This window comes from Streptomyces sp. NPDC005775 (genome assembly GCF_042871565.1).
In the GTDB taxonomy this organism is placed as follows: domain Bacteria; phylum Actinomycetota; class Actinomycetes; order Streptomycetales; family Streptomycetaceae; genus Streptomyces.
The window spans coordinates 1-24,965 of record NZ_JBIAIU010000006.1; the positions used below are offsets into that span (position 1 = coordinate 1).

At 71.2% G+C, this 24,965-nt stretch carries 23 protein-coding genes and 1 tRNA gene; 16 read left to right on the forward strand and 8 right to left on the reverse strand.

The genetic code is table 11. The features are described from left to right. Positions 1 to 282: 282 nt before the first annotated feature. On the forward strand, positions 283 to 636 hold the full coding sequence (locus tag ACFYPA_RS15545; RefSeq protein ID WP_359087188.1) for a PRC-barrel domain-containing protein: 354 nt from the start codon (positions 283 to 285) through the stop codon (positions 634 to 636). A gap of 111 nt (positions 637 to 747) precedes the next feature. On the opposite strand, the gene ACFYPA_RS15550 is transcribed toward ACFYPA_RS15545, so the two are convergent. Further along, complete coding sequence (locus tag ACFYPA_RS15550; protein WP_389132162.1) at positions 748 to 1,506, reverse strand: phosphoglyceromutase; 759 nt, start codon at positions 1,504 to 1,506, stop codon at positions 748 to 750. A gap of 185 nt (positions 1,507 to 1,691) precedes the next feature. Between ACFYPA_RS15550 and ACFYPA_RS15555 the strand changes: the two genes are divergently transcribed. After that, positions 1,692 to 3,014: an MFS transporter gene (locus ACFYPA_RS15555; protein WP_359321127.1), complete on the forward strand. Its 1,323-nt coding sequence runs from the start codon at positions 1,692 to 1,694 to the stop codon at positions 3,012 to 3,014. Positions 3,015 to 3,087: 73 nt separating this feature from the next. On the opposite strand, the gene ACFYPA_RS15560 is transcribed toward ACFYPA_RS15555, so the two are convergent. Next, on the reverse strand, positions 3,088 to 3,237 hold the full coding sequence (locus ACFYPA_RS15560) for a hypothetical protein (RefSeq protein ID WP_359086943.1): 150 nt from the start codon (positions 3,235 to 3,237) through the stop codon (positions 3,088 to 3,090). 158 nt (positions 3,238 to 3,395) lie between these two features. Next, positions 3,396 to 4,073, reverse strand: coding sequence for a phosphate signaling complex protein PhoU (gene phoU / locus ACFYPA_RS15565; RefSeq protein WP_359086945.1), 678 nt, complete (start codon positions 4,071 to 4,073; stop codon positions 3,396 to 3,398). A gap of 197 nt (positions 4,074 to 4,270) precedes the next feature. Between phoU and ACFYPA_RS15570 the strand changes: the two genes are divergently transcribed. Further along, positions 4,271 to 5,545, forward strand: a complete 1,275-nt coding sequence (locus ACFYPA_RS15570) for an ATP-binding protein (protein ID WP_359086946.1) — start codon at positions 4,271 to 4,273, stop codon at positions 5,543 to 5,545. Beyond that, the gene (locus ACFYPA_RS15575; RefSeq protein ID WP_359086948.1) at positions 5,542 to 6,222 is read left to right on the forward strand and encodes a response regulator transcription factor; all 681 of its coding nucleotides are present in this window, start codon (positions 5,542 to 5,544) and stop codon (positions 6,220 to 6,222) included. Before ACFYPA_RS15570 ends, ACFYPA_RS15575 begins: the two co-directional genes overlap by 4 nt. A gap of 208 nt (positions 6,223 to 6,430) precedes the next feature. On the opposite strand, the gene ACFYPA_RS15580 is transcribed toward ACFYPA_RS15575, so the two are convergent. Next, the gene (locus tag ACFYPA_RS15580; protein WP_359085805.1) at positions 6,431 to 7,108 is read right to left on the reverse strand and encodes a DUF461 domain-containing protein; all 678 of its coding nucleotides are present in this window, start codon (positions 7,106 to 7,108) and stop codon (positions 6,431 to 6,433) included. A gap of 723 nt (positions 7,109 to 7,831) precedes the next feature. Between ACFYPA_RS15580 and ACFYPA_RS15585 the strand changes: the two genes are divergently transcribed. The 11 genes from ACFYPA_RS15585 to ACFYPA_RS15635 all read left to right on the forward strand — a co-directional run bounded on the left by ACFYPA_RS15585 (position 7,832) and on the right by ACFYPA_RS15635 (position 20,310). Further along, complete coding sequence (locus tag ACFYPA_RS15585; RefSeq protein WP_006380568.1) at positions 7,832 to 8,314, forward strand: CarD family transcriptional regulator; 483 nt, start codon at positions 7,832 to 7,834, stop codon at positions 8,312 to 8,314. 414 nt (positions 8,315 to 8,728) lie between these two features. Continuing rightward, the gene (gene ispD / locus ACFYPA_RS15590; RefSeq protein ID WP_359085806.1) at positions 8,729 to 9,475 is read left to right on the forward strand and encodes a 2-C-methyl-D-erythritol 4-phosphate cytidylyltransferase; all 747 of its coding nucleotides are present in this window, start codon (positions 8,729 to 8,731) and stop codon (positions 9,473 to 9,475) included. Then, complete coding sequence (gene ispF / locus ACFYPA_RS15595; protein WP_359085807.1) at positions 9,465 to 10,004, forward strand: 2-C-methyl-D-erythritol 2,4-cyclodiphosphate synthase; 540 nt, start codon at positions 9,465 to 9,467, stop codon at positions 10,002 to 10,004. Before ispD ends, ispF begins: the two co-directional genes overlap by 11 nt. A 193-nt stretch (positions 10,005 to 10,197) precedes the next feature. Beyond that, positions 10,198 to 10,806, forward strand: a complete 609-nt coding sequence (locus tag ACFYPA_RS15600; protein WP_389132170.1) for a GNAT family N-acetyltransferase — start codon at positions 10,198 to 10,200, stop codon at positions 10,804 to 10,806. Between the two features lie 31 nt (positions 10,807 to 10,837). Further along, positions 10,838 to 12,361, forward strand: a complete 1,524-nt coding sequence (locus ACFYPA_RS15605) for an ABC transporter substrate-binding protein (RefSeq protein ID WP_389132173.1) — start codon at positions 10,838 to 10,840, stop codon at positions 12,359 to 12,361. 361 nt (positions 12,362 to 12,722) lie between these two features. Next, on the forward strand, positions 12,723 to 14,216 hold the full coding sequence (locus tag ACFYPA_RS15610; RefSeq protein WP_389132612.1) for an ABC transporter permease subunit: 1,494 nt from the start codon (positions 12,723 to 12,725) through the stop codon (positions 14,214 to 14,216). Beyond that, positions 14,213 to 15,478, forward strand: a complete 1,266-nt coding sequence (locus ACFYPA_RS15615) for an MFS transporter (RefSeq protein ID WP_389132176.1) — start codon at positions 14,213 to 14,215, stop codon at positions 15,476 to 15,478. Before ACFYPA_RS15610 ends, ACFYPA_RS15615 begins: the two co-directional genes overlap by 4 nt. Beyond that, positions 15,475 to 15,879 (forward strand): PPOX class F420-dependent oxidoreductase, encoded by a 405-nt coding sequence (locus ACFYPA_RS15620; protein ID WP_359085812.1) that lies wholly within the window; start codon positions 15,475 to 15,477, stop codon positions 15,877 to 15,879. The genes ACFYPA_RS15615 and ACFYPA_RS15620 overlap by 4 nt, the downstream gene beginning before the upstream one ends. Before the next feature lie 114 nt (positions 15,880 to 15,993). Next, positions 15,994 to 17,397, forward strand: coding sequence for a cysteine--tRNA ligase (gene cysS / locus ACFYPA_RS15625; protein ID WP_359085813.1), 1,404 nt, complete (start codon positions 15,994 to 15,996; stop codon positions 17,395 to 17,397). Positions 17,398 to 17,480: 83 nt separating this feature from the next. Continuing rightward, on the forward strand, positions 17,481 to 18,437 hold the full coding sequence (rlmB, locus tag ACFYPA_RS15630; RefSeq protein WP_389132179.1) for a 23S rRNA (guanosine(2251)-2'-O)-methyltransferase RlmB: 957 nt from the start codon (positions 17,481 to 17,483) through the stop codon (positions 18,435 to 18,437). A gap of 235 nt (positions 18,438 to 18,672) precedes the next feature. Further along, a complete protein-coding gene (locus tag ACFYPA_RS15635; RefSeq protein WP_389132182.1) occupies positions 18,673 to 20,310 on the forward strand; it encodes a DoxX family membrane protein in 1,638 nt (545 codons plus the stop codon). Positions 20,311 to 20,415: 105 nt separating this feature from the next. On the opposite strand, the gene ACFYPA_RS15640 is transcribed toward ACFYPA_RS15635, so the two are convergent. The 4 genes from ACFYPA_RS15640 to ACFYPA_RS15655 all read right to left on the reverse strand — a co-directional run bounded on the left by ACFYPA_RS15640 (position 20,416) and on the right by ACFYPA_RS15655 (position 24,711). After that, entirely contained in the window at positions 20,416 to 21,126 is a 711-nt protein-coding gene (locus ACFYPA_RS15640; RefSeq protein WP_359085816.1) for a nucleotidyltransferase family protein, read from the reverse strand. Positions 21,127 to 21,160: 34 nt separating this feature from the next. After that, positions 21,161 to 21,574 (reverse strand): hypothetical protein, encoded by a 414-nt coding sequence (locus ACFYPA_RS15645; protein WP_359085817.1) that lies wholly within the window; start codon positions 21,572 to 21,574, stop codon positions 21,161 to 21,163. Positions 21,575 to 21,789: 215 nt separating this feature from the next. Further along, entirely contained in the window at positions 21,790 to 22,926 is a 1,137-nt protein-coding gene (locus ACFYPA_RS15650; RefSeq protein ID WP_359085818.1) for a sn-glycerol-3-phosphate ABC transporter ATP-binding protein UgpC, read from the reverse strand. Positions 22,927 to 23,310: 384 nt separating this feature from the next. Beyond that, positions 23,311 to 24,711: an RNA-guided endonuclease InsQ/TnpB family protein gene (locus ACFYPA_RS15655; RefSeq protein WP_389132185.1), complete on the reverse strand. Its 1,401-nt coding sequence runs from the start codon at positions 24,709 to 24,711 to the stop codon at positions 23,311 to 23,313. 160 nt (positions 24,712 to 24,871) lie between these two features. On the opposite strand from ACFYPA_RS15655, the gene ACFYPA_RS15660 reads away from it, so the two are divergent. Further along, positions 24,872 to 24,944: transfer RNA gene (locus ACFYPA_RS15660), tRNA-Thr, on the forward strand. The last annotated feature ends 21 nt before the right edge of the window (positions 24,945 to 24,965 follow it).

The window sequence follows — 24,965 nt, forward strand, 5'->3', positions numbered from 1 at the left end:
CGGCCGGCGGGGGGGGGGGGGCGGCGGGGCGCGGGGTCTTGGTTTCTTAAAATATTTTACCTCCGCCGGGGGGGGGGGGGGCCCCCCCCCCCGGCCCCCCCCCCCCCCCCCCCGCGCCATTACGGCGATCCGTCCCGAAAGGGCGCCGACGACCGCATGTGTAGGGCCTCCGATGCGGGGCAGGCGATCTTCCGAGAGGGCGTCACCCTTTCAGTGAACGCCAACACCTCTCCACGGTTCACCCGGTGGAGGAGTGCACAATCTCGATGAAGGAGCTGTTCCATGAGTGACAACATCTGGGGCTACCAGCCGACCGCCGGCTACACCGCGGGCACCGACCTGATCGGCTACAAGGTCGAGGCCACCGACGGGAGCATCGGCACGGTCGACAAGCACTCGGACGAAGTCGACTCCTCGTACCTGGTGGTGGACACCGGTGTCTGGATCTTCGGAAAGCACGTTCTGCTGCCGGCCGGCACGGTACTCACCGTCGACGCGGCCGAGCGCAGGGTCTTTGTCGACCTGACCAAGGACCAGATCAAGAATTCCCCGGAATTCGACAAGGACAAGCACATCGGAGACGCCGGGTACCACGAGCAGGTCGGCGGCTATTACCACAGTCACCGCCGCCCCTGATTCCGATGGCACCCCCTCGCGTAATCCGTCGAGCCGACGGTGACGCGGAGGCAAAAAGCCCCCTTCCTGCGGATAATCCGCAGGAAGGGGGCTTCTTCGGCTCTCTGCCTACTACTTCTTTCCCTGGTTCTTCACGGCCTCGATGGCGGCCTTCGCCGCGTCCGCGTCGAGGTAGGTGCCACCCGGGTTCAACGGGCGGAAGTCCGCGTCCAGTTCGTAGGTGAGCGGAATGCCCGTCGGGATGTTCAGGCCCGCGATGTCCGCGTCCGAGATCCCGTCGAGGTGCTTGACCAGGGCGCGGAGGCTGTTGCCGTGGGCGGCGACCAGGACCGTGCGGCCGGTCAGCAGGTCCGGGATGATGCTGTCGTACCAGTACGGCATCATGCGGACGACGACGTCCTTCAGGCACTCCGTGCGCGGGCGCAGCTCCGGCGGGATCGTCGCGTAGCGCGGGTCGTCGCTCTGGGAGAACTCGGTGCCGTCATCGAGGGCGGGCGGCGGGGTGTCGTACGAGCGGCGCCAGAGCATGAACTGCTCCTCGCCGAACTCGGCGAGCGTCTGCGCCTTGTCCTTGCCCTGGAGGGCACCGTAGTGGCGCTCGTTCAGGCGCCAGGAGCGGTGGACGGGGATCCAGTGGCGGTCCGCGGCTTCCAGCGAGAGCTGGGCGGTGCGGATGGCGCGCTTCTGGAGCGAGGTGTGCAGTACATCGGGGAGCAGGCCGGCGTCCTTGAGCAGCTCACCGCCGCGGACCGCCTCCTTCTCGCCCTTCTCGGTGAGGTTGACGTCCACCCATCCGGTGAACAGGTTCTTCGCGTTCCATTCGCTCTCGCCGTGGCGGAGGAGGATCAGCTTGTACGGTGCGTCGGCCATGGGTCCGAGCGTAATCGAACCCGTACGGGCCGCGCGCGCCCGGCCACAGGGCGGACAGGGCCGCGCCGATTGACGGGCGCCGTCAATTGGGTGGCAGGCCCGAATCCCGGATTTGTAATGTTCCGATCCGTGGCGGGACGCTTACCGCCGCGTTCGCATCCTTACGTCCCCCGGGGGGAACCCGCATGTCTGTCGCCGGTCTCGGACGGGCCACCCGTGAAACGGTCTCCGGTCTCCCCAGGGAGTTCTGGTGGCTGTGGACCAGCACCCTGGTCAACCGGCTCGGGGCGTTCGTCGCCACCTTCATGGCCCTGTACCTGACTCTGGACCGGGGGTACTCCGCCTCGTACGCCGGTCTGGTCGCCGCGTTGCACGGGCTCGGCGGGGTCGTCTCCTCGCTGGGGGCCGGGGTGATGACGGACCGTTTCGGGCGGCGGCCCACGATGCTCGTCGCGCAGCTCTCGACCGCCGTCTCGGTGGCCGTGCTCGGGTTCATGGTCCATCCCGCGGCGATCGCCGCCGTCGCCTTCGTCGTCGGCATGGCCAGCAACGCCTCCCGCCCCGCGGTCCAGGCGATGATCGCCGACATCGTCCCCGCGAAGGACCGGGTGCGCGCGTTCTCGCTCAACTACTGGGCGATCAACCTCGGGTTCGCGGTCTCGTCCGCCGGGGCCGGGTTCGTCGCCGAGTACAGCTACCTCGCGGGCTTCGTCGGCGAGGCGGTGATGACCCTGTTCTGCGCGATCGTCGTCTTCATGAAGGTTCCGGAGTCCCGGCCCGGCAAGGCTCTGTCCACCTCCGCCCTCGCGAACGCCGCCGAGGACGACGTACGGCTCGGCACGGTACTGCGCGACGGACGGTTCATGGGCGTCGTCGGTCTGTCGTTCGTGATCGCCCTGATCTTCCAGCAGGGCTACGTGGGGCTGCCGGTGGCCATGGGGGCCGACGGGTTCAGCAGCTCCGACTTCGGTACGGCGGTCGCCGTCAACGGCGTCCTCATCGTGGTGCTGCAGATCCCGGTCACCCGGTTCATCCAGAGCCGTGACCCGCGCCGGCTGCTCATCGTGTCGTCGCTGCTCGCCGGGTACGGGTTCGGGCTGACGGCCTTCGCCGGATCGGTCGCGGTCTACGCGCTGACCATCTGCGTCTGGACCGTCGCCGAGATCGTCAACGCGCCCGTGCAGAACGGTCTGGTCGTCCAGCTCTCACCGGCCCACGGCCGGGGCCGCTACCAGGGCATGTACACGCTGTCGTGGTCGGCCGCGGCGCTCGTCGCCCCGCTGATGTCCGGTGTGGTGATCGACCACTTCGGCGCCGGCTGGCTGTGGGGGACGTGCGCGGTCCTGGGCACCGTGGCGGCGCTCGGGTACTGGGCTCTGATGCGGAGTCTGTCGCAGGACGACGCGAGGACGGCCCCCGCGATCGTGAGCGGACCGGCCGGTCCCGAGGCGGGTGCCGGTCCCGAGCCCGTCGTGGTGGCCGGGGAGGCCGTGGAGCAGACGGCCTGACCCGGGCCGGGAAGGCAGCCCCGCGCGGACGATGCCCGCCCGTGCGGGGCGCCCCCGGTACTGGGCGCGCCCGTCAGCCGGAGCAGCCGCCGCACTGGCACGGCGCGCCGGACTGGCAGCCGCACCCGCAGCCCGATCCGCAGCCGCAGGCGCCGACGACGCCCCGGTGCGACGCGTCGGCGGGTGCCTCCCGCTGGGGTTCGGTCGTGGGGGAATCGGCCATGGTTCCTCCTCAAGGTGTACGACAGGGCCGTACGCCCGCACGGGGCCCACGACCGGGGCGTACGGAAACGTCGTGCCGCCCCACCCCATTGCATGCCCAGCCGGGCGGGCGCATCAACGGCGCACACGCGCAGGAACACATGTGCGCCTTCCGCGCCGTTACGCGCCCTCCACCGGCGTCGGCTGCTGGATCTCGTCCGCGTGCTCGCCCGTCACCAGGTAGACGACGCGCTTGGCCACCGACACGGCGTGGTCGGCGAACCGCTCGTAGTAGCGGCCGAGCAGCGTCACGTCGACGGCCGTCTCGATGCCGTGCTTCCAGCGGTCGTCCATCAGGTGCTGGAACAGCGTGCGGTGCAGCAGGTCCATCTCGTCGTCGTCCTGCTCCAGCTGGAGCGCCAGGTCGACGTCCTTGGTGATGATCACCTCGGCGGCCTTGGCCATCAGGCGCTGCGCGAGCTGGCCCATCTCCAGGATGGTGGCGTGCAGGTCCTCCGGGACCGCCTTCTGCGGGAAGCGCAGCCGGGCGAGCTTGGCGACGTGCTGGGCGAGGTCGCCCGAGCGCTCCAGGTCGGCGCTCATCCGCAGCGACGTGACCACGATCCTGAGGTCGGTCGCCACCGGCTGCTGGCGGGCCAGCAGCGCGATGGCCCTGGCCTCCAGGTCGTGCTGGAGGTCGTCGACCTTCTGGTCCGCGGCGATCACGGTCTCGGCGAGCTTGAGGTCGGCGTCGAGCATGGACGTCGTCGCCCGGCCGATCGCCGAACCGACGAGCCTGGCCATCTCGACGAGCCCCTCGCCGATCGAGTCGAGTTCCTCGTGGTACGCGTCACGCATGGGATGTCCCTCTCCAGTCCTGAACCGAGTCCGGGGCCGCTCTGAACCCCACGTTGCCACCGTGACGGCCGTACGCGTCGGGTTTTGACCTGTCGGGTGAACCGGCGCTTGCCCCTCGGTGAACTCTGGGCGACGAGTGTTCGGATAGGCACTCGGACGGCTGGGAGAGTGTCCGTCGGGCCGCATAACCTGGAGCCATGGACGTGAACGCGGCGGTCGCCGCAGCTGCAGCGATCGCCGGGGTGTGTACCGGCGTGATCGCGATGCTGGCGTTCCGCTGGAGCGAGCGCGACCAGAAGAAACCCACACGCACGTCCCTGCGGCCCGACAGCGGTGCCCCCCTGCCCCCCGGCGTCGACACGGTCCTTTCCGTGCTCAGCTCCTCCGCGGTCGTGCTCGACGAGAGCGACAGCGTCGTCAAGGCCAGCTCCGCCGCGTACGCGCTGGGACTGGTCAGGGGAGGGCGGCTCGCCGTCGAGCCGATGCTGAACATGGCCAGGGACACCCGCCGCGACGGCGAGATACGACAGGTCGAGCTGGACCTGCCCCGCCGCGGCACGGGCCGGGGCGAGGCCCTCGCGGTCTCCGCCCGGGTCGCGCCGCTGGGCTCCCGGCTGGTGCTGCTGCTGGTCGAGGACCTCACCGAGGCCCGCCGCATCGAAGCGGTCCGGCGCGACTTCGTCGCCAACGTCAGTCATGAGCTCAAGACCCCAACCGGCGCGCTGTCCCTGCTCTCGGAGGCCGTCATGGACGCCTCCGACGATCCGGAGGCGGTGGAGCGGTTCGCCGGCCGGATGCAGATCGAGGCGACCCGGCTCACCAACCTCGTACAGGAGCTCATCGACCTCTCCCGGGTGCAGAACGACGACCCGTTGGAGGACGCCGAACCGGTCCGGGTCGACGAGCTGGTCGCCGAGGCCATCGACCGCTGCCGGCAGCAGGCGGGCTCCAAGCAGATCACCATGGCCGCCGGCGGCACCGCCGAGCTCCGCATATGGGGCAACCGCGGCCAGCTCGCCGCGGCCCTCGGCAACCTCGTCGAGAACGCCGTCAACTACAGCCCCGCCCGCACTCGCGTCGGCATAGCCGCCCGCCGGGTGGTCGTGCCCGGCGGGGACGAGATCGAGATCGCCGTGACCGACCAGGGCATCGGCATCCCGGAGACGGACCGCGAGCGGGTCTTCGAACGCTTCTACCGCGTCGACCCGGCCCGCTCCCGGGCCACCGGCGGCACCGGCCTCGGCCTCGCCATCGTCAAGCACGTGGCCGCCTCGCACGGCGGGGAGGTCACCGTCTGGAGCTCGGAGGGACAGGGCTCCACCTTCACCCTGCGGCTGCCCGAAGCGGGCTCCGTGAGGGACCGGGACCGCACATCCGGCGGCCCCCTCATCGTCAACGGCGACGAGGCGTCCTACCCGGACGCCGCACCCGACACTTTTGATTCATCCCCTGCCCCGGAGGCTCTTCCGTGACCCGAGTGCTTGTCGTCGAGGATGAGGAATCCTTCAGCGACGTCCTGTCCTACATGCTCCGCAAGGAAGGCTTCGAGGTCGCCATCGCGGCCACCGGACCCGACGGCCTGGACGAGTTCGAGCGCAACGGCGCCGACCTCGTGCTCCTCGACCTGATGCTGCCCGGCCTGCCCGGCACGGAGGTCTGCCGCCAGCTGCGCAGCAAGTCGAACGTCCCCGTGATCATGGTCACCGCCAAGGACAGCGAGATCGACAAGGTCGTCGGCCTGGAGATAGGGGCCGACGACTACGTGACCAAGCCCTTCTCCTCGCGCGAGCTCGTCGCCCGCATCCGCGCGGTGCTGCGCCGCCGCGGGGAGCCGGAGGAGGTCACTCCGGCCGCGCTGGAGGCAGGACCGGTGCGGATGGACGTCGACCGCCACGTCGTCACGGTCTCCGGCGGCAAGGTCGACCTGCCGCTCAAGGAGTTCGACCTGCTGGAGATGCTGCTGCGCAACGCGGGCCGGGTGCTGACCCGGATGCAGCTGATCGACCGGGTCTGGGGCGCGGACTACGTGGGCGACACCAAGACGCTCGACGTCCACGTCAAGCGCCTGCGCGCCAAGATCGAGCCCGACCCGGGAGCGCCGCGCTACCTGGTGACGGTGCGGGGCCTGGGGTACAAGTTCGAGCCGTAGACCGGCCCGGTTCAAGGCAGCAGGTGTGGCGGGGGGCCCCCCCCCCCCCCCGGGGGGGGCGCCCCCCCCCCCCCGGGGGGGGGGGGGGGGGGGGGCCCCCCGGGCCCCCCCCCCCCCCGGCGCCCCCCCGGGGGGGGGGGGGGCGGCGCCCCCCCCCCCGCGGGCGCCCCCCCCCCCCCCCCACACCTGTGGGTCGTGCGGGGTGCGGTCAGCCCGGCTGCTGCGAGTCGGACGCCGCGTCGCTCGGGGTGGTGGTGTCACCCTCCGAAGCCGGTCCGGAGGCGCCGTCGGACGGTGCGCCCGGGGTCTCGGACGCGGAACCGGTCGGCGTCGCCCCGGGAGACTTCGCCGGCTTCTTCGGGGTCTCCGGCAGCGCACTGGGGCCGAAGTCCTTGAAGTAGCCGGTGGCGGGCACGACGGACGCGCCGAGCGGAATGTCGCCCGTGCGGCTGAGCTTGAAGACCAGCGACTGGACGTTGCCGTTCTGCGTGGCCTCGCTGCCGTTCTCGATCACGGCGGAGGCGTTGCCCGTGCCGCCGATGATCACCCGGCCGTTGGCCGGTACGACGACCGGACCCGAGCCCTTGGCGGCGTGCAGCTCCACGGAGCCGCTGCTGCCGGTCAGGGTGATGGCGTCGAGGGTCTCCGCCTTGGAGCCGTTGTTGAACAGCGTCGCGGTGACCACGGCCGGGCCCTTGGCGCCCTGCTCCGGCTGCGTGATCACGTTGGCGTTCTGGATCTTGATGTCGCCGGACGACGTGGCGGCGTTGTCAGGCCTGACTTCGAGCGTCTGCGCGTTCTTGCCGGCTCCGCATGCGGAGAGCGCGGCGATCGAGAACACGATGGCAGTGGCGGCGAGGGCGCCGTGTCGAAGGCTGCGGCTCACGGCGGCGGCAACTCCTTGAACGAGCGGACTTACGGACGGGGTCGGGCGAGCGGTGTAAAGCTGCCCTAAGGGTGTGTCAGCGGCCAGGTTACCGAGCCGCCGTCCCCGCCTCGCACCCGACCCGCCCCTGGGGTGCCGGGGGATCGCCGGTCACCGTGCCGAGATCATTCGCGCGCTGTTCACATATCGCGCTTGTCACGTGCTTGGTCACCTGCTGAATCCCCGCTTGATCCCCTGCTTGCCCGGGTGCTTGATCAGGCACTGATCGCGCACTTCGCCCTGCGCTTGATCAATTGCCCCGCGCGTTCGTCCCGCACTTCGCCTCGCTGTTCAGCCGCCGTTCAAGGGGGAGCGGGCATTCATTGCACATAATCCACGCGGCGTCAGGCGTTGATCAATTTCATTGGCCACCGGTACCGCCACCGGCACTTACCGCCGTACGGGTGATCGATCTCCGAACGGAGTAGGGAATGTTCATCATCCGGAACCCGGCAAAACGGGACGTCTCGTCACTTCCGAGCGGGTTCCGGTCGGTGTAACGTCCGCGTTTCTCCCCACCCGCACAGCCGCTCCGACCTGCGAATACCGTCCTCGGCTGGCCTTCCGCAGCACGTCCGTGTCGCAGTTGTCAAGCCCCGAGATATGCCCTGACCTGCGAAAACGCCATTCAGGAGAAGCTGTTCTCGTGTTACTCTTGATAGCCACGGAAGGGGTACCTGTCACATGACGTTCAAGGTTGGCGACACCGTGGTCTATCCCCATCACGGGGCCGCGCTGATCGAGGCTATCGAAACTCGCCAGATCAAAGGCGTGGACAAGACCTACTTGGTGCTCAAGGTCGCTCAGGGCGACTTGACGGTGCGTGTACCGGCGGACAATGCGGAGTTCGTGGGTGTGCGCGACGTAGTCGGGCAGGAAGGGCTGGACCGGGTCTTCGAGGTGCTGCGCGCACCGTATGCCGAGGAGCCGACGAACTGGTCCCGACGCTACAAGGCAAATCTCGAGAAGCTCGCATCCGGCGATGTCATCAAGGTCGCGGAAGTGGTTCGCGACCTGTGGCGTCGTGAGCGCGAGCGTGGACTCTCCGCAGGTGAGAAGCGCATGCTCGCCAAGGCTCGCCAGATCCTGGTGAGTGAGCTCGCTCTCGCGGAGAACACCAACGAGGACAAGGCCGAGGCTCTCCTCGACGAGGTCCTCGCGTCCTGAACCGGATCGCACCGGTCTTCAATAATGTGCCGCGGTGCCCGCTGACCAGCCGTATTCACGGTGTGTCGTCGGGCGCTGCGGCATGTCCGGATGCGGCAGCACCACCCTGCATCCGGGCGCGGGGGGTCGCAGCCGGCGTACGCCTGCGGACGGCGCGCGGCGGCGAGCCCGACGAACCCGGATGTTCTCCCCGATGTGCCGATGCGTTGGCCTCATCGGCGATCCCCCGGTACTTTGCTCGCGATCTTGTGTAGTCGACGGATGAGGCCGATCCCGAGCGGCCGGGGCGGTACCCGATCTCGCCCGGGGTCACGGAAGGGTCCCGGTCGAGTCATGGCGTAGCGCCCGGCTCGCTTGTGGCCATACCCAGGTCGGCCGTGGAGACAAACATGCCGATGCTTCGGAGTGCAACCGATGTCTGATCAATCGCGTCCTTACCGCACCGCCGCCGTGATTCCCGCTGCCGGCCGGGGCGTAAGGCTCGGCCCCGGCGCCCCCAAAGCGCTCCGCGCGCTGGGCGGGACGCCCATGCTCATCCACGCCGTACGGGCGATGGCGGCCTCCCGTCACGTGTCGCTGGTCGTGATCGTCGCACCGCCGGACGGCGCGCCCGAGGTGCGCAACCTGCTCGACGAGCACGCCCTTCCCGAGCGCACCGAGTTCGTCGTCGTGCCCGGCGGCGAGACCCGCCAGGAGTCGGTGAAGCTCGGGCTCGACGCGCTGCCCGCCGACGTCCGCGCCGTCCTCGTCCACGACGCGGCCCGCCCGCTCGTGCCCGTCGACACGGTGGACGCGGTGATCGAGGCCGTACGGGACGGGGCCCCGGCCGTCGTCCCCGCGCTGCCGCTCGCCGACACGGTCAAGGAGGTCGAGCCCGGTGCGCCGGGGGAGCCCGAACCGGTGCTCTCCACTCCGGTACGGGCCCGGCTGCGCGCGGTGCAGACCCCGCAGGGCTTCGACCGCGACACGCTCGTGCGCGCCCATGAGCAGGTCGCCGTCAGCGGTGAGGGCGCGACCGACGACGCGGGCATGGTCGAGCAGCTCGGGGCGCCCGTCGTCGTCGTCCCCGGCCACGAGGAGGCGTTCAAGGTGACCCGGCCGCTGGACCTGGTCCTGGCCGAGGCGGTACTCGCACGCAGGAGGGCGAACGATGGCTTCTGAGACACCCGGGGTTCCGGACGGTTCCGCGGCTTCCGGCGGACACGGCGCGCCCGTGATCCCGCTCGTGGGGATCGGTACCGACATCCACGCCTTCGAGGAGGGCCGCGAGCTGTGGTGCGCGGGCCTGCTGTGGGAGGGCGAGGGCCCCGGCCTCGCCGGCCACTCCGACGCCGACGTCGTCGCGCACGCCGCGTGCAACGCGCTGTTCTCGGCCGCCGGCCTCGGCGACCTCGGGCAGCACTTCGGCACCGGGCGCCCCGAGTGGTCCGGCGCCGCGGGCGTCACACTGCTGACCGAGGCGGCCAGGATCGTCCGGTCCGAGGGCTTCGAGATCGGCAATGTGGCCGTGCAGGTCGTCGGCGTACGGCCGAAGATCGGCAAGCGGCGGGACGAGGCGCAGAAGGTCCTCTCCGCTGCCGTGGGCGCACCGGTCTCCCTCTCCGCCGCCACCTCCGACGGGCTCGGCTTCACCGGCCGCGGTGAGGGCATCGCCGGCATCGCGACGGCGCTGGTCTACCGCACCGGCTGAGCCGGCCGGGGTCCCGGGCCGCAGGCCCGCAGCTCGGGACCCGAAGGACTCCGCCCAGAGGTCCCGGCCGGACCGCCGACCCGCCCGCGGTTCAGCTCGGAGCCCCGCAGGACCCCGCCCCTTGTTGCACATGAGTTGCACGTACGCTGATACGGCAATGACGTGGCACGGCAAGGGACGGTGAAGCTCCGGGATGGGCACGACGACGATCGCTCCGGTACGGACCGAGGCCGACGGGTACGTCCTGCGCACCGCCGGCCCGGCGGACATCGGCGGAGCCCGGGCCGTCATGCTCGACACCGTCTACCGTGACCTGCGCTCCGGCTACGTGCCGCGCTGGCACGCCGACATCATCGACCCCGAGGCCGCGTATCTGCGCCCCGCGCGCTGCACGCTGCTGGTGGCCGAGCGGGACGGCGAGATCGTCGCCACGGGCGCCGTGCGGGACCGGGGGCCGCAGGCGCCGCCCAATCCGCGGTGGGTCGCGGACCGCTTCCCGTCCGGCACCACCGCCCAGCTCTGCCGGATCTATGTCGCACCGGAGCACCGCAGGCACGGCCTCGCGCGCCGGATGGTGGGCGAGCTCCGTGACTTCGTCGCACGCGCCGGCGGCTACGAAGCGCTCTATCTGCACACCGACCCCGCCGTGCCGGGCGCCGAGCCGTTCTGGCGGTCGCTGGCGCGGGAGGTATGCGACGAGCGGGCGCTGCCGGGCGGTGGTCAGGGCATCGTCCACTTCGAACTGCCGCTGCCGCGGCCGGCCGGGCCGCGTGCGGATGCCGCCGCGACCCCCGTGTTCTAAATGACAATCATTTTCATATAAGGTCGTTGCCATGCCCACGCCCCGACGCCGTCGCTCCGTGCTGCCGCTGACCCTGTCCGCGACCGCCCTCCTCGTCCCCCTCGCCACCGCCTGCTCCGGCAGCACCTCCGACGCCCAGGGCGCGGACGGCGGACGACGCCTCCGGGTCGTCATGGCCTTCCCGCCCGCCCAGGCGATGTCCCCCTACGGCGACGACGCCGTCACCCTCAGCCGCCTCGCGGTCATCGAGGGCCTCACCACCCTCGGCCGCGACGGCGCGGCCGCGCCCGCGCTCGCCGCCTCCTGGAAGCGCGACAGCGCGAAGGAGTGGACCTTCACCCTCCGCGACGCCACCTTCCAGGACGGCACGAAGGTCGACCCGGCCGCCGTCGTCCGCTCCCTGACCGCAGCCCGGAAGGCGTCACCGAAGCCCCGCGTCCTGTCGGACACCGGACTCACCGCCACGGCCCACGGCGCCGACACCGTACGGATCGTCACCGACGAGGCCGACCCGCTGCTGCCCCAGCGCCTCGCCAACCCCTCCCTCACGATCCTGTCCGCCGCCGCCTACACCGGCGGCAAGGCCGACCCGGCCGGACACGCCACCGGCCCCTTCACCCTCGCCGCCGTCAACGGCGCCGTCAGCGCCACCCTGGAACGCAACGACACCTACTGGGGCGCCAAGGCCAAGGCCCCCGGCGCCGACGTCACCTTCGTCGCCGACGGCACCGCCCGCGCCAACGCCCTGCGCACCGAAGCCGTCGACGTCGCCGAGTACGTCCCCATCTCCCAGGCCTCGCTCCTGGGCGACGCGCTCGTCCACGAATTCCCCTCCGCGCGCACCAACGGCCTCTCCCTCAACACCGCACACGGCGTCTTCGCCGACCCCGCGATGCGCGCCGCCGCCCGCGAGGCCATCGACTCCAAGGCCCTCGTCAAGGCCGTCTACGAAGGCCGCGCCGACACCGCGCAGGGGCTCCTCGGCCCCGGCGTCCCCTGGGCCGCAGACGCCCGCACCACCCCCGCCGGCCGGGCGAAGGCCGCAGCCAGGGCCCAGGTGGCGAAGACGGACGAGATCGTCCTCGCCACGTACACCAACCGGCCAGAGCTCCCCGAGGTCGCCACCGTCGTCCAGCAGCAGCTCACCCGGCGCGGCTTCACCGTCAAGCAGGTCGTCCGCGACTACGCCCAACTGGAGGCCGACGCCCTCGCCGGGAAGTACGACGCCTTCATCCAGGCCCGCAACACCCTCCTGGACACCGCCGACCCGGTCTCCTACCTCGCCTCCGACTTCACCTGCGACGGCAGCTTCAACATCTCCCAGCTCTGCGACCGGCGCGTCGACGCCGCCGTGAACAAGGCCGCCGGCGCCACCACGACAGACACCCGCCACGCCGCCGCAGCGGCCGCCGAGGCCGGCGTCCTGTCCACCGACGCCCTCGTCCCGCTCCTCCACGAACGCTTCGTCCAGGGATACGACGACAGCCGCGTCCAAGGCGTCTCCCTCGACCCCCTGGAACGCACCCTCATCACCGCAGACACCCACGTCGGATGACCCGGTGAAGCACCTGGGCCCCGACCGGAATCCCCGCGCGGCGTCGCGCCGGAACCCCGGACACCACCTCGCCGGCCGGCTCACCGCACTCCTCGCGGTCGCCGCCGTCATCGGACTGCTGCCCCGCCTCACCCGCACCGACCCCGCACTCACGATCCTGCACGCCCGCTACGCCGACCGGCCGCCCACCGCCGAGACCCTCGACGCCATCCGCGCCGAGACCGGCCTCGACGGCAGCCCCCTCCGCCTCCTCGGCGACTGGGCGGCCGGGCTCCTGCGCGGCGACCTCGGCACCTCCTGGGTCTCCGGACAACCCGTCACCCCCGACGCCATATCCGCCCTCGGGATATCCCTCACCCTCATGGGCGCCTCCCTCGCCGTCGCCCTCCTGGTCGCCGCGGCCCTCGCCACCCGCACCCTGCGACGCGGAGCACGCCACCGCAACGTCACCGCCGGGCCCGGCACCGGCGCCGCCGCCCTCGCCGCCCTCCCCGAATTCCTCATCGCCGCCGTCCTCGCCGCAGTCGTCGCCGTCCGCCTGGACTGGCTGCCCGCCCTCGGCTGGGGCACCCTCCAGCAGGCCGTGCTGCCCGCCCTCGCCATGGGCATCCCCGCCGGCGCCCTCCTCGGACGGCTCCTGGACGACGCACTGCCCGCCGCCTTCGCCGAACCCTGGGCCCGCGCCGCCACCGCGGCCGGACTCCCCGGCCACCGCACCGCCCGCCACGCCCTGCGCCGCACCCTGCCGGGCCTGCTGCCCCAGCTCGGCCTGATCGTCGTCGGCCTCACCGGCGGAGCCGTCGCCGTCGAAACCCTCTACGCCATCCCCGGCCTCGGGGGCACCGCCCTGGCCGCAGCCCTCGCCCAGGACCTCCCCGTACTCCAGGCCTGCGTCCTGATCCTGCTGCTCCTCGGCACCGCCGCCGGACTCGCCGCCCGCCTCACCTCCCGCGCCCTGCTCGGCCCCGCCCTCGACGACGGCGCCCTGCCCGCGCTCGTCCCGCCCGCCACCCGCGCCCGCCGGACCCTGATCGCCGGTGCGCTCCTCCTCGCCGCGCTCTTCGCCGCGATCACGATCGCCGGACTCCTGCGCGACCCGCTCCACATCGACGCCGCCGCCCGCCTCGCCGGGCCCACCACCGCCCACCCCCTCGGCACGGACTCCCTCGGCCGCGACATCCTCGCCCGCCTCGGACACGGAGCCGCCCGCACCGTCCTCACCGCCCTCGCGGTCTCCGCCGCCACCCTGCTGCTCGGCCTCGCCCTCGGAGCCGTACGCGCCGGAGCGCTCACCGAGACCGCCAACGCACTGCCCGCGATCCTCACCGGCCTCGTCATCGCCGGAATCGCCGGCCCCGGCCCCTGGAGCGCCGCAGCCGCCGTCACCGCCGTGGCCTGGGCACCCCTCGCCGCGCACACCAGCGCCCTGTACGCCCAGGAACGCGCCGCCCCGCACATCGCCGCCGCCCGCGCACTCGGCGCCGGCCGACTCCACCTGCTGCGCCGCCACCTCCTGCCCGGCGTCCTGCCCCCCGTCGCCCGCCACGCCGCCCTGCGCATCCCCGCCATCGCCCTGGCCCTCGCCTCCCTCGGCTTCCTCGGCCTCGGCACCGCACCCCCCTCACCCGAATGGGGGCGCATGCTCTCCGAAAACCTCCCCTACGCCGAACGCGCCCCCTGGTCCGTCCTCGCCCCCGCCACCGCCCTCGCCGTCCTCGGAGCCCTCGCCGCCCTCACCACCGCAGCGGTACGAGGCAGGACCCCCCGGAAGACCACCCCGGCCGTACGAGGCAGCACCCCGCGGAGAACCAGCGCATGGCCGCGCGGCAGCACCCCGCGGAAAACCACCGCATGACCGCCGCCACCACCCCCTATCTCCGCCTCCTCACCACCACCCAGTTCGCCTTCAACACCGGCTTCTACGCCGTCCTCCCCTACCTCGCCACCCACCTCGGCGCCGGCCTCGGCATGACCGGCTGGCTCATCGGCCTCGTCCTCGGTCTCCGCACCTTCAGCCAGCAGGGCCTCTTCGTCATCGGCGGCGCCCTCACCGACCGCTACGGCCCCCGCCCCGTCGTCCTCGCCGGCTGCGCCCTGCGCATCACCGGCTTCGGCTGGCTCGCCTTCGCCGGATCCACCGCCACCGTCATCGGCGCCGTCCTGCTCACCGGATTCGCCGCCGCCCTCTTCTCACCCGCCGTCGAATCCGAGACCGCCCGCGAAGCCGTCCGGCACGAACAGCGCACCGGCACCCCCCGCGCCCACGTACTCGCCCGCTTCTCCGCCGCCGGACAGGCCGGAGCCTTCCTCGGCCCCCTCCTCGGCTCCCTGCTCCTCCTCCTCGACGGCGGGTTCCGCGCGGCCTGCCTGGCCGGCGTCCTCGTCTTCGCCGCCGTCCTCGCCGGCCACGCACGGCTGATGCCGCACCGGGCGCCCGTGGCCCCGACGGGCCGGTCACGGGGAAGCGTGCGCGAGGTCTTCGGCAACCGCCCGTTCCTGCTGCTCTGCCTCACGTACAGCAGCTACCTCCTCGCGTACAACCAGCTCTACCTCTCCCTCCCCGACGAGGTGCAGCGCGCCACCGGCTCACAGGCCGCGCTCGGCTCCCTGTTCGCCCTCTCCTCGCTGCTGGTGGTCTGCGCGCAACTGCCCCTGACCCGCTGGTCCGCCCACCGGCTGGCCCCGCGCACCGCCCTCGTCGCCGGACTCGCCACCGTCGCCGCCGGCTTCGCCGCCGTACCCGTGACCCCCGCCGGCCCCGCCGGACTGCTCCCCGCCGCCGCCCTCGTCGTCCTCCTCACCCTCGGCCAGATGCTCCTCGTGCCCGCCGCCCGCGGCCTCGTACCCGACCTCGTCGACGACCGGCACCTGGGCCTCGCCACCGGAGCGCTCTCCTCCGTCTCCGGCCTCGCCGTACTCGGCGGCAGCGCCGCCACCGGCGCCCTCCTCGACGCCCCCGCACCCGTCCGCTGGGCCGTACTCGCCGCCGTCCCCCTCACCGGCGCCGCCCTGGCACTGGCCCTCCCGGCGGGCGCGGCAGAGAGAGAAGAACGTGACAGCGGCGGCAGGATGGACGCGGACACCTCACCGAACCGCTCAGGAGGACGAACACCATGACCGCCGCACTCTCCGAAGAACTCAAGGCGCTGCTCGACACCCCGGTCTTCGTCACCGTCGCCACCATCCAGCCCGACGGCAGCCCCCAGGCATCCCCGGTCTGGGTGAAGCGTGACGGCGACGACATCCTCATCTCCACCACCGCCGGCCGCCGCAAGGAGAAGAACCTCGCCCGCGACCCGCGCGTCTCCGTCGTCCTCCAGCCCTTCGACGCCCCGTACGTCTACGCCGAGATCCGCGGCACCGCCACCCTCACCACCGACGGCGGCCAGGAGCTCATCGACGAGCTGTCCCAGAAGTACACCGGCAAGAAGTACGCCGAGTTCAACCCCGACTCCGCCGGCGAGAACGCGCGCGTCGTCGTCCGGATCACCCCCCGCAAGATCGTCGGACGCATCTGACCCGCACCGGACGATCGGCCGTCACGGCTCCGGCCCGGCCGGAGCCATAACAACTCTCCACGCAATCCCCCAACGGGTCGCGGGGCACTGGTGCGCGCCCACTACCCTTGAGGCGTGACTATTCGCCTGCACGACACCAGCGCCCGGCAGATCCGTGACTTCGTCCCGCTCACAGCGGGCTGCGTCTCGATCTACCTCTGCGGCGCGACCGTCCAGGCCGCCCCGCACATCGGGCACATCAGGTCCGGACTGAACTTCGACATCATGCGCCGCTGGTTCGAGTACCGCGGCTACGACGTGACCTTCGTCCGGAACGTCACCGACATCGACGACAAGATCATCAAGAAGTCCGCCGAACAGGGCCGCCCCTGGTGGGCCATCGGCTACGAGAACGAGCGCGCGTTCAACGACGGCTACGCAGCGCTCGGCTGCCTCCCGCCCACCTACGAGCCCCGCGCCACCGGCCACATCCCCGAGATGATCGAGATGATGCGCGGCCTCATCGAGCGCGGGCACGCCTACGCGGCCGACGGCAACGTCTACTTCGACGTCCGCTCGTTCCCCGGCTACCTGGAGCTCTCCAACCAGGACCTCGACGACCTGCGCCAGCCCTCCGGCGACAACGAGACCGGCAAGCGCGACAAGCGCGACTTCGCGATGTGGAAGGCCTCCAAGCCCGGCGAGCCCAGCTGGGAGACCCCCTGGGGACGCGGCCGCCCCGGCTGGCACCTCGAATGCTCCGCCATGGCGCACAAGTACCTCGGCACGGCCTTCGACGTCCACGGCGGCGGCATCGACCTGATCTTCCCCCACCACGAGAACGAGATCGCCCAGGCCAAGGCCTACGGCGACGCGTTCGCGAAGTACTGGGTGCACAACGCCTGGGTCACCATGTCCGGCGAGAAGATGTCGAAGTCGCTCGGCAACTCCGTCCTCGTCAGCGAGATGGTCAAGGCCTGGCGCCCCATCGTGCTGCGCTACTACCTCGGCACCCCGCACTACCGCTCCATGATCGAGTACAGCGAAGAGGCGTTGCGCGAGGCCGAGTCCGCGTTCGCGCGCATCGAGGGCTTCGTCCAGCGGGTCACCGAGAAGGCCGGCGAGACCGTCGAGCCGGCCGCCGAGGTGCCGCCCGCGTTCGCCGAGGCGATGGACGACGACCTGGGTGTCCCGCAGGCCCTGGCGATCATCCACACCACCGTCCGCCAGGGGAACTCCGCCCTCGCCGCGGACGACAAGGAAGCCGCCGTCGCACGCCTCGCCGAGGTCCGTGCCATGCTCGGGGTACTCGGCCTCGATCCGCTCGACGAACACTGGGCCGGCGAGAGCGACCGGGGCGACGACCTCCACGGCGTCGTCGACACCCTCGTACGGCTCGTCCTCGACCAGCGCCAGTCCGCACGCGAGCGCAAGGACTGGACCGCGGCCGACGCCATCCGCGACCAGCTCAACCAGTCCGGGCTCGTCATCGAGGACAGCCCCACCGGACCACGGTGGACACTCGGCCCGCGCCAGTAGTCCTCCCAAGTGCCGCCCGGCCCGCCGGGCGGCACACTTTCACTTATACGCACGCACGTCTGAAGCAACGAAACAGGTAGGTCATGGCCGGGAACAGCCAGCGCAAGAACCGCCGCACGTCCAACAAGAAGGGCGCGCAGGTCGGCAGCGGTGGCCAGCGACGCCGTGGCCTCGAAGGCAAGGGCCCGACGCCGCCGGCCGAGGACCGCAAGAAGCACAAGAAGAACCGCATCGCGACCGCCAGGGCCAAGCAGGCCGCCAACCGCCGCCCCGCCCCCCGGCGCGGCGGCGTCAAGGGCACCTCCGAGATGGTCGTCGGCCGCAACCCCGTCTTCGAGGCCCTGCGCGACGGCGTGCCCGCCACCACGCTCTACGTCCAGCAGTACATCGACAACGACGAGCGCGTCCGCGAGGCCCTCCAGCTCGCCGGCGAGCGCGGCAACATCAACCTGATGGAAGCCCCGCGCCCCGAGCTCGACCGCATGACGAACGGCCTCAACCACCAGGGCCTCGTCCTCCAGGTCCCGCCCTACGAATACGCGGACCCGCAGGACCTCACCGTCGCCGCCTACGACAACGGCGAGGACCCCCTCATCGTCGCCCTCGACGGCGTCACCGACCCCCGCAACCTCGGCGCCATCGTCCGCTCCGTCTCCGCCTTCGGCGGCCACGGCGTCGTCGTGCCCGAGCGCCGCGCCGCCGGTATGACCGCCGGAGCCTGGAAGTCCTCCGCGGGCACCGCCGCCCGCACGCCCGTCTCCCGGGTCACCAACCTGACCCGCGCGCTGGAGGCGTACAAGAAGGAAGGCATCGCGATCGTCGGCCTCGCCGCCGACGGCGAGCACACCGTCGAGGACCTCGAAGCCCTCGGCGGCCCCGTCGTCATCGTCATCGGCAGCGAGGGCAAGGGCCTCGGCCGCCTCGTCGGCGAGACCTGCGACTACCGCGTCCGCATCTCCATGCCGGGCGGCGCCGAATCGCTCAACGCGGGCGTCGCCGCCGGCATCGTCATGTACGAGGTCGCACGCCGCCGCGCCTGATCCTCCACCGGGACGGGCCGCACGGCCCGTCCCGCCGGACCACCCGCGCAGACGGCGGCGGCACGGCCCCGCAGGACCACCCGCGCAGGCGGCGGCCGACCGGGTCCTCGGGAGCCGTACCGGGGGCGCGTCCGGCCCCACGCACGCCCCGTCGCACCCCGCCACCCCCTGTTGACGGGCCTCGGACACTTCGACACCGTCAAGGCAGTGTCCTAAACACACATCACTCGGTTAGATGAGTGTGGACACCAGAACGCCTCGGTTCGACGAACAACCCGCCCTGAGCATGACCAAGGTGGACTGCGACCCCGCCCAGGTCATCGTCAACCACGCCAGCTTCCGGGTGCAGCTCGCCCCCGGCCAGCGCACACGGCTGCGCGGAGTTGCTCCGGGCGCACCCAGGATCCCCGCCATGAGCGGCACCGCAGCCGGACGCGGCCGACGCGCCCCCGTCGTGTGGAGCGGCAAGTCCGCCCCCGGCGACCCCGGCGCCGGCGGACTCCTCCAGGCCGTACGGAACTCCACCGCGGGCCGGCCCGACACCGCCTACGACCCCTACGAGCCGTACGCCTCCTACGAGTTCGACAGCGGACACGGCGGCACCGGCACCCAGGTCATCCCGCGCCTCGACGAGACGCAGCCCAACCCCGTCATCCCCGCCCCGCACCGGCCACGCCGCCCCGGCGGACCGCTGCTGCCCCCCATGCGCCAGGCCGTCGGCGCCTACGACCCCGTAGAGCCCGGCCCGTACGACCGCGACGGATACGACGACGCCTACGACGGCGACGACATCACCGACACCCGCGAGCGGCGCACCGGCAGCGACAACGTCCGGCACGCGTACTACCCCGGCCGCCGCATGAACCTCGGCGTCGTGCTCCTGCCCATGCGCGTCTTCCTCGGCTTCATCTCCATCTACGCCGGCATGGGCAAACTCTGCGACCCCGTCTACTTCGACGGCGGCGACCGGGGCTCCATGGTCAAGTGGCTGACCTCGCTCCACCCCTGGGCCCTCGCCGAACCGCTGCGCGACTTCGCCCTCTCCCACCCGGTCGGCGCCGGCCTCACCATCGCCTTCCTCCAGGTCGTCGTCGGCGTCCTCACCGTCCTCGGCCTCTGGCAGCGCGTCGCCGCCTCCATCGGCGCCCTCCTGTCCGCCGCCCTGCTCGTCACCGTCAGCTGGCGCACCGTCGCCGTCTACGACGCACCCGACATCATCTACCTCGCCGCCTGGAGCCCCCTGGTCATCGCGGGCGCCCCCGTCTACTCCGTCGACGGACGCCTCGCCGGTGAGGCCTGGCGCAAGCTCGGCCCCCGCTCCGAACTCTGGGACCTCCGCCGCCGCGTCCTGCGCCGCGGCGGCGTCGTCGCCACCGTCGTCGTCGGCCTCACCCTCCTCATCGGCTCGATGCTCGGCGGCGCCGTCCGCTCCTCCGAAGTCGTCACCGTCCCCGGACCGAACGGCGTCCCCACCAACCAGCTCCCCGGCACCCCGCTCCCGGAGAAGTCCCACCGGGGCAAGGCCTCCCACACCCCCGCCGGACAGCGCCCCACCCCCTCCCGCACCACCGCACCCCGCACCCCCTCCGCCAAGGCCTCCACCCCCAGCACGGACAACGTCCGCGAGTCCGGCCAGGCAGCCGGCGCCGGACAGCCCAGCCAGACCCAGGGCACCGGGCAGAGCACCCCGCGACAGACCACCCCCCAGCAGCCCCCCTCCAGCTCCTCCGGCCCGAGCTCCTCCGGCCCCACCGGCGGCTCCACCACCGGCGGCACGGACCCCGGCACGGGCTCCACGGGCGGGGCCACGGGCGGATCCACCGGCAGCGGTGGTGGCGGCGGCCGCAACCCCATCGGCGGCCTCCTCGGCTGACGCCCCACCACCACGCCACGCGGAAGGGGCGGGCACCGGAGACATCTCCGGTGCCCGCCCCTTCCGCATACGGACACAGATACAGATACCGCCTCAGGACGGGACCTACTGCCCGTCCAGCTCCTTCGCCGCCTCCGTCAGGTCCTTCGCCGTGTCGATGGCCCGCCAGTACGCCCCGTGCGGCAACGGGTACCCGGCCAGCCTGCGCTCGCGCGCCAGCCTCGGGAACGTCGTCCGCTCATGGTCGCCCCGGTCCGGCAGCATCCCCGTGAACGCCGGGGAGAACACGTACACACCCGCGTTGATCAGATACGGCGACGGCGGGGACTCGATGAAGTCCGTGATGTGCCCGAACGCGTCCGTCTCCACCGCACCCCACGGAATGCGCGGACGAGCCAGCGCCAGCGTCGCGGTCGCATCACGCTCCGCATGGAACGCGGCCATCTCACGCAACGAGAAACGGGTCCAGATATCACCGTTCGTCGCGTACCAGGGCTCGCCCGGATCGGGCAGCCGGGCCGCCGCGTACTTCAGCCCGCCACCACGTCCCAGCGGCTCGGACTCCACCACGGTCGTCACCCGCAACGGCAGCACCGCAGCGTCCAGCCACTCCTGCAGCACCTCGGCGAGGTGCCCGCACGACACCACGGCATCGGTCACGCCCTCGGCGGCCAGCCAGGCAAGCTGATGGCCGATGATCGGCGTCCCGGTACCCGGGATCTCGACCATCGGCTTGGGGCGGTCATCGGTGTACGGGCGCAGCCGTGACCCCTGGCCACCCGCCAGGATCACGGCCTGCGTCGGAAACGTATGCATGCCAGGCACGATATGCCGTGCCCGGCCGGGAAGGTCAGCTGAACTGCGCGACACCCGAGGCGAAGGACGTGTCACACACCGGACGCGAGAAGCGGTGCGCGCGCGTCGGACCGTACTGCTCGACCGCCGCCTTGCCCAGCGCCTTCGCGATCGACATGCAGTGCCGCGCGAGCGACGGACGCCCCTCCACGGCGCGCTGGAGATCCGTCAACGCGACGCCCGGGTCCTTCTCCTGGAGCTCCAGGAGGAGCTTGTCGCGCAGGATGTCCTGCGGGGCACGCGCCTTGGCGCGCTTGGAGACCGTCTGGGCCGACGCGGTGAGCAGCGTCGAGTCGGAGTTGTGAGTTGCCCACGGCACGGCGGTGACCGCGAGGGTCCCGGACAGGACCATGACGACAGGCAGTACGAAAGCGAGAGTTCGGCCGATACGGCGCGCGGTGTGGGTCACGGAGCGAGCGTAGCGGGCAGTGCTGATTTGGCGACATTACGTCACTCTCGCGAGGGATGGTTCGAGTGTGCTTTTCGAATCCCGTGTTGACGTCCCGGAGTGAAATGACCGTTGTGCCGGGGAATTTGCCCTGCCCCGCCCCAAACCCCGAACGCGCGACGGCCCCGCACGGAGAACGTGCGGGGCCGTCGTGGCGCGTGTGCGGATCCGTGGGATCAGCCGGTGAGGCGCTCACCCGTCGACGTCGCGAAGACGTGCAGCTCGTCCGGGCGGGGCACGACGTGGAGCTTGGTGCCCTTCTCCGGGACGGCACGGCCGCCGACACGGACGACCAGGTCCTTGTGCTCGCCACCGACCTCGGCGGCACCGTAGACGAAGCCGTCGGCGCCGAGCTCCTCGACGACGTTGACCGAGACGGCCAGACCGGCCGGAGCGTCGGCGGAGTCCTTGGTGAGGGTCTTCGCGGCGGCGCCGCCGTGCTCGACGATGTCGAAGTGCTCGGGACGGATGCCGACCGTGACGGTGCGGTCACCGCGGTCCGCGGCGGCGGTGAGCGCCTCGCGGGTGACCGGGACGACGCTGTTGCCGAACTTCACGCCACCGTCGGTGATCGGGACCTCGATCAGGTTCATGGCGGGGGAGCCGATGAAGCCGGCCACGAAGAGGTTCGCCGGGCGGTCGTACATGTTGCGCGGCGAGTCGACCTGCTGGAGGAGACCGTCCTTGAGGACCGCGACGCGGTCACCCATGGTCAGGGCCTCGACCTGGTCGTGCGTGACGTACACGGTCGTGATGCCCAGACGGCGCTGGAGCGAGGCGATCTGCGTACGGGTGGAGACACGGAGCTTGGCGTCGAGGTTCGACAGCGGCTCGTCCATGAGGAAGACCTGCGGCTCACGCACGATGGCACGGCCCATCGCCACACGCTGACGCTGACCACCGGAGAGCGCCTTGGGCTTGCGGTCCAGGTAGTCGGTGAGGTCCAGCATCTTGGCGGCCTCTTCGACCTTCGCGCGGATCTCGGTCTTGTTGATACCGGCGATCTTCAGCGCGAAGCCCATGTTGTCCGCGACGGACATGTGCGGGTAGAGCGCGTAGTTCTGGAACACCATGGCGATGTCCCGGTCCTTCGGCGGCAGGTGCGTGACGTCGCGGTCACCGATGCGGATGGCGCCGCCGTTGACGTCCTCGAGACCCGCGAGCATGCGCAGGGAGGTCGACTTGCCACAACCGGAGGGACCGACGAGGACGAGGAACTCACCGTCCGCGATGTCGATCTCGAGCTGGTCGACGGCCGGCTTCGTGGAGCCGGGGTAGACGCGGGACGCCTTGTCGAACGTGACACTGGCCATGCTGAATCTTCTCCTCAACCGGCAGGAACGTGCCGGACGATCCGTTGTAAAGGGAGTGGTCTGGTCCATCTGAGTGAACCTTCAGCGACGCTACCTGGCGGTTTGGGATCTGTCAGCAGTTCCTGGGGGAGCAATATCTCGCAGCGGTCGGCTGGGTGTGGTCAGGACGGCGACTCGCCCCTGGGGCAGAGCACCGCACTTTTGACGCGCGCGTACGTGGCAGAGCGATTGACTTTTGACCCTTGCCACACTTGTGGCACTTCCTGCTTCAACACCCCTGCCACCCCGACACGGCCCTCAAGGGCCTACCGGGCCGGTCTTACATGGGCTCCACAGGCCTTACGGCCGACGGCCCGTCGGTCCGTACCGCAGTCCTTCACTTCTTCATGCAGCCAGCAGTACGTCTCCCAGCTCCGATGCCTTGATCACAGACGGAGGCCTCCGCCCCGGCGGGAGCGCGGCGGCCACGAGCCAGTACAGGCGCATGCCCTCCTCCCGGAGATTCCGCGCCGCGTTCACATCCCGGTCGTGCACCGCACCGCACTCCTCGCACGTCCACTCCCGTACGGACACGTCGAGCGACGGCCCCTTGGCGTGGCAGTCGGAGCACCGACGCGTCGACGGGAAGAAGCGGTCCACGATCACCAGCGTCCGCCCGTACCACGCGCACTTGTACCGCAGTTGCCGGACCAGCTCACCCCAGGCGGCGTCGATGATCGACCGACTCAGCCGCGCCTTGCGTCGCCGCCCCTTCCCGACAGTCGAACGCAACAGATTCATGATCGCCAGATCTTCCACCACGAGCACTTGGTTCTCGCGCACGAGGCGGGTGGTCAACTGGTCCAGCATGCCCCTGCGCACGTCGCTGATCAGCGCGTACAGACGGGCGATGCGCTCTCGGGCCTTCCCCCGGTTCTTGGATCCCTTCGTCTTGCGATGCAGCCCCCGCTGCAGCCGAGCCAGCTCCCGTTCGTACTTCTTCAGCAGCCTCGGATGATCCACTTTCGTGCCGTCATCGAGGGTCACCAGCGCCGCCAGTCCCAGATCGATTCCCACGGCCTTCGGCGCGCGTCCGCCCGGCACGAAGGCCGCTGGGAGGGGATCGATCCGTTCCTCGACCAGCACGGCCACGAAGTATCGGCCCGCGCGGTCCCGCGTCACCGACAACTTCACGGGCGCCACCCCGGCCGGCAACGGCCGGGACCACCGCACCTCCAGCGGCGATGTCTGCTTCGCCAGCGTCACCAGCCCTGTGCCGGGGCGCACGGGATCTTCTGCCCAGCGGAAGCCGGTCCGTACATACGTCGCCGAATCCCGCGACCGGCGTTTCGTCTTCCGCTGCGGGTACTTCGCCAACTGTTTGAAGAACCGCGTGAACGCACCGTCCAGATGTCGCAACGACTGCTGCAACACCGTCGAGGACACCTCGCCCAGCCAGGAGGTCTCCGACGACCGGCGCCACCCCGTCAACGCCCGGCAGGACTCGGCGAACCCCACTGAAACGCGATGCCGCTCCCAGGCACCCACCCGGAGCGCCAGCCCTTCGTTGTAGACCCAGCGGCAGGCTCCGAAGGTCTTCTCCAGCTGCTCGGTCTGGGAGGGGTTGGGGTAGAAGCGGTACCGGTACACACGCTGCTGGGTACCGGGCTCCTTGACCCGGCTCTTCATGGCGGTCGCTGCCAGCCCTTGGTGCTTCTTGCGATCGGCAATGCCCAGGGCCTCGCGCTTGATGCGCGTGGCCTCGTCGCCTGTCACCCGCGTTGGCTGGTCTGCGGTGTCCGTCATGTTCCCTTCCCCCGACTGTCCGATATCCGGATCAGCACGTCAGTGTTCTTAACGCACGAGTGCTCGGGCGGTTACGGGGCGGTGCAACTTCCTGGATCGCCGGGTGAGGCGCTGTGTAGAGTGGGGGCTCGCGCGCGTGCTTGTCTCCACCGCGCGCGATGCCGCCTTAGCTCAGTTGGTAGAGCTCCGGCTTTGTAATCCGAAGGTCGTCGGTTCGATTCCGACAGGCGGCTCAAACCCCAGGTCAGCAGCCC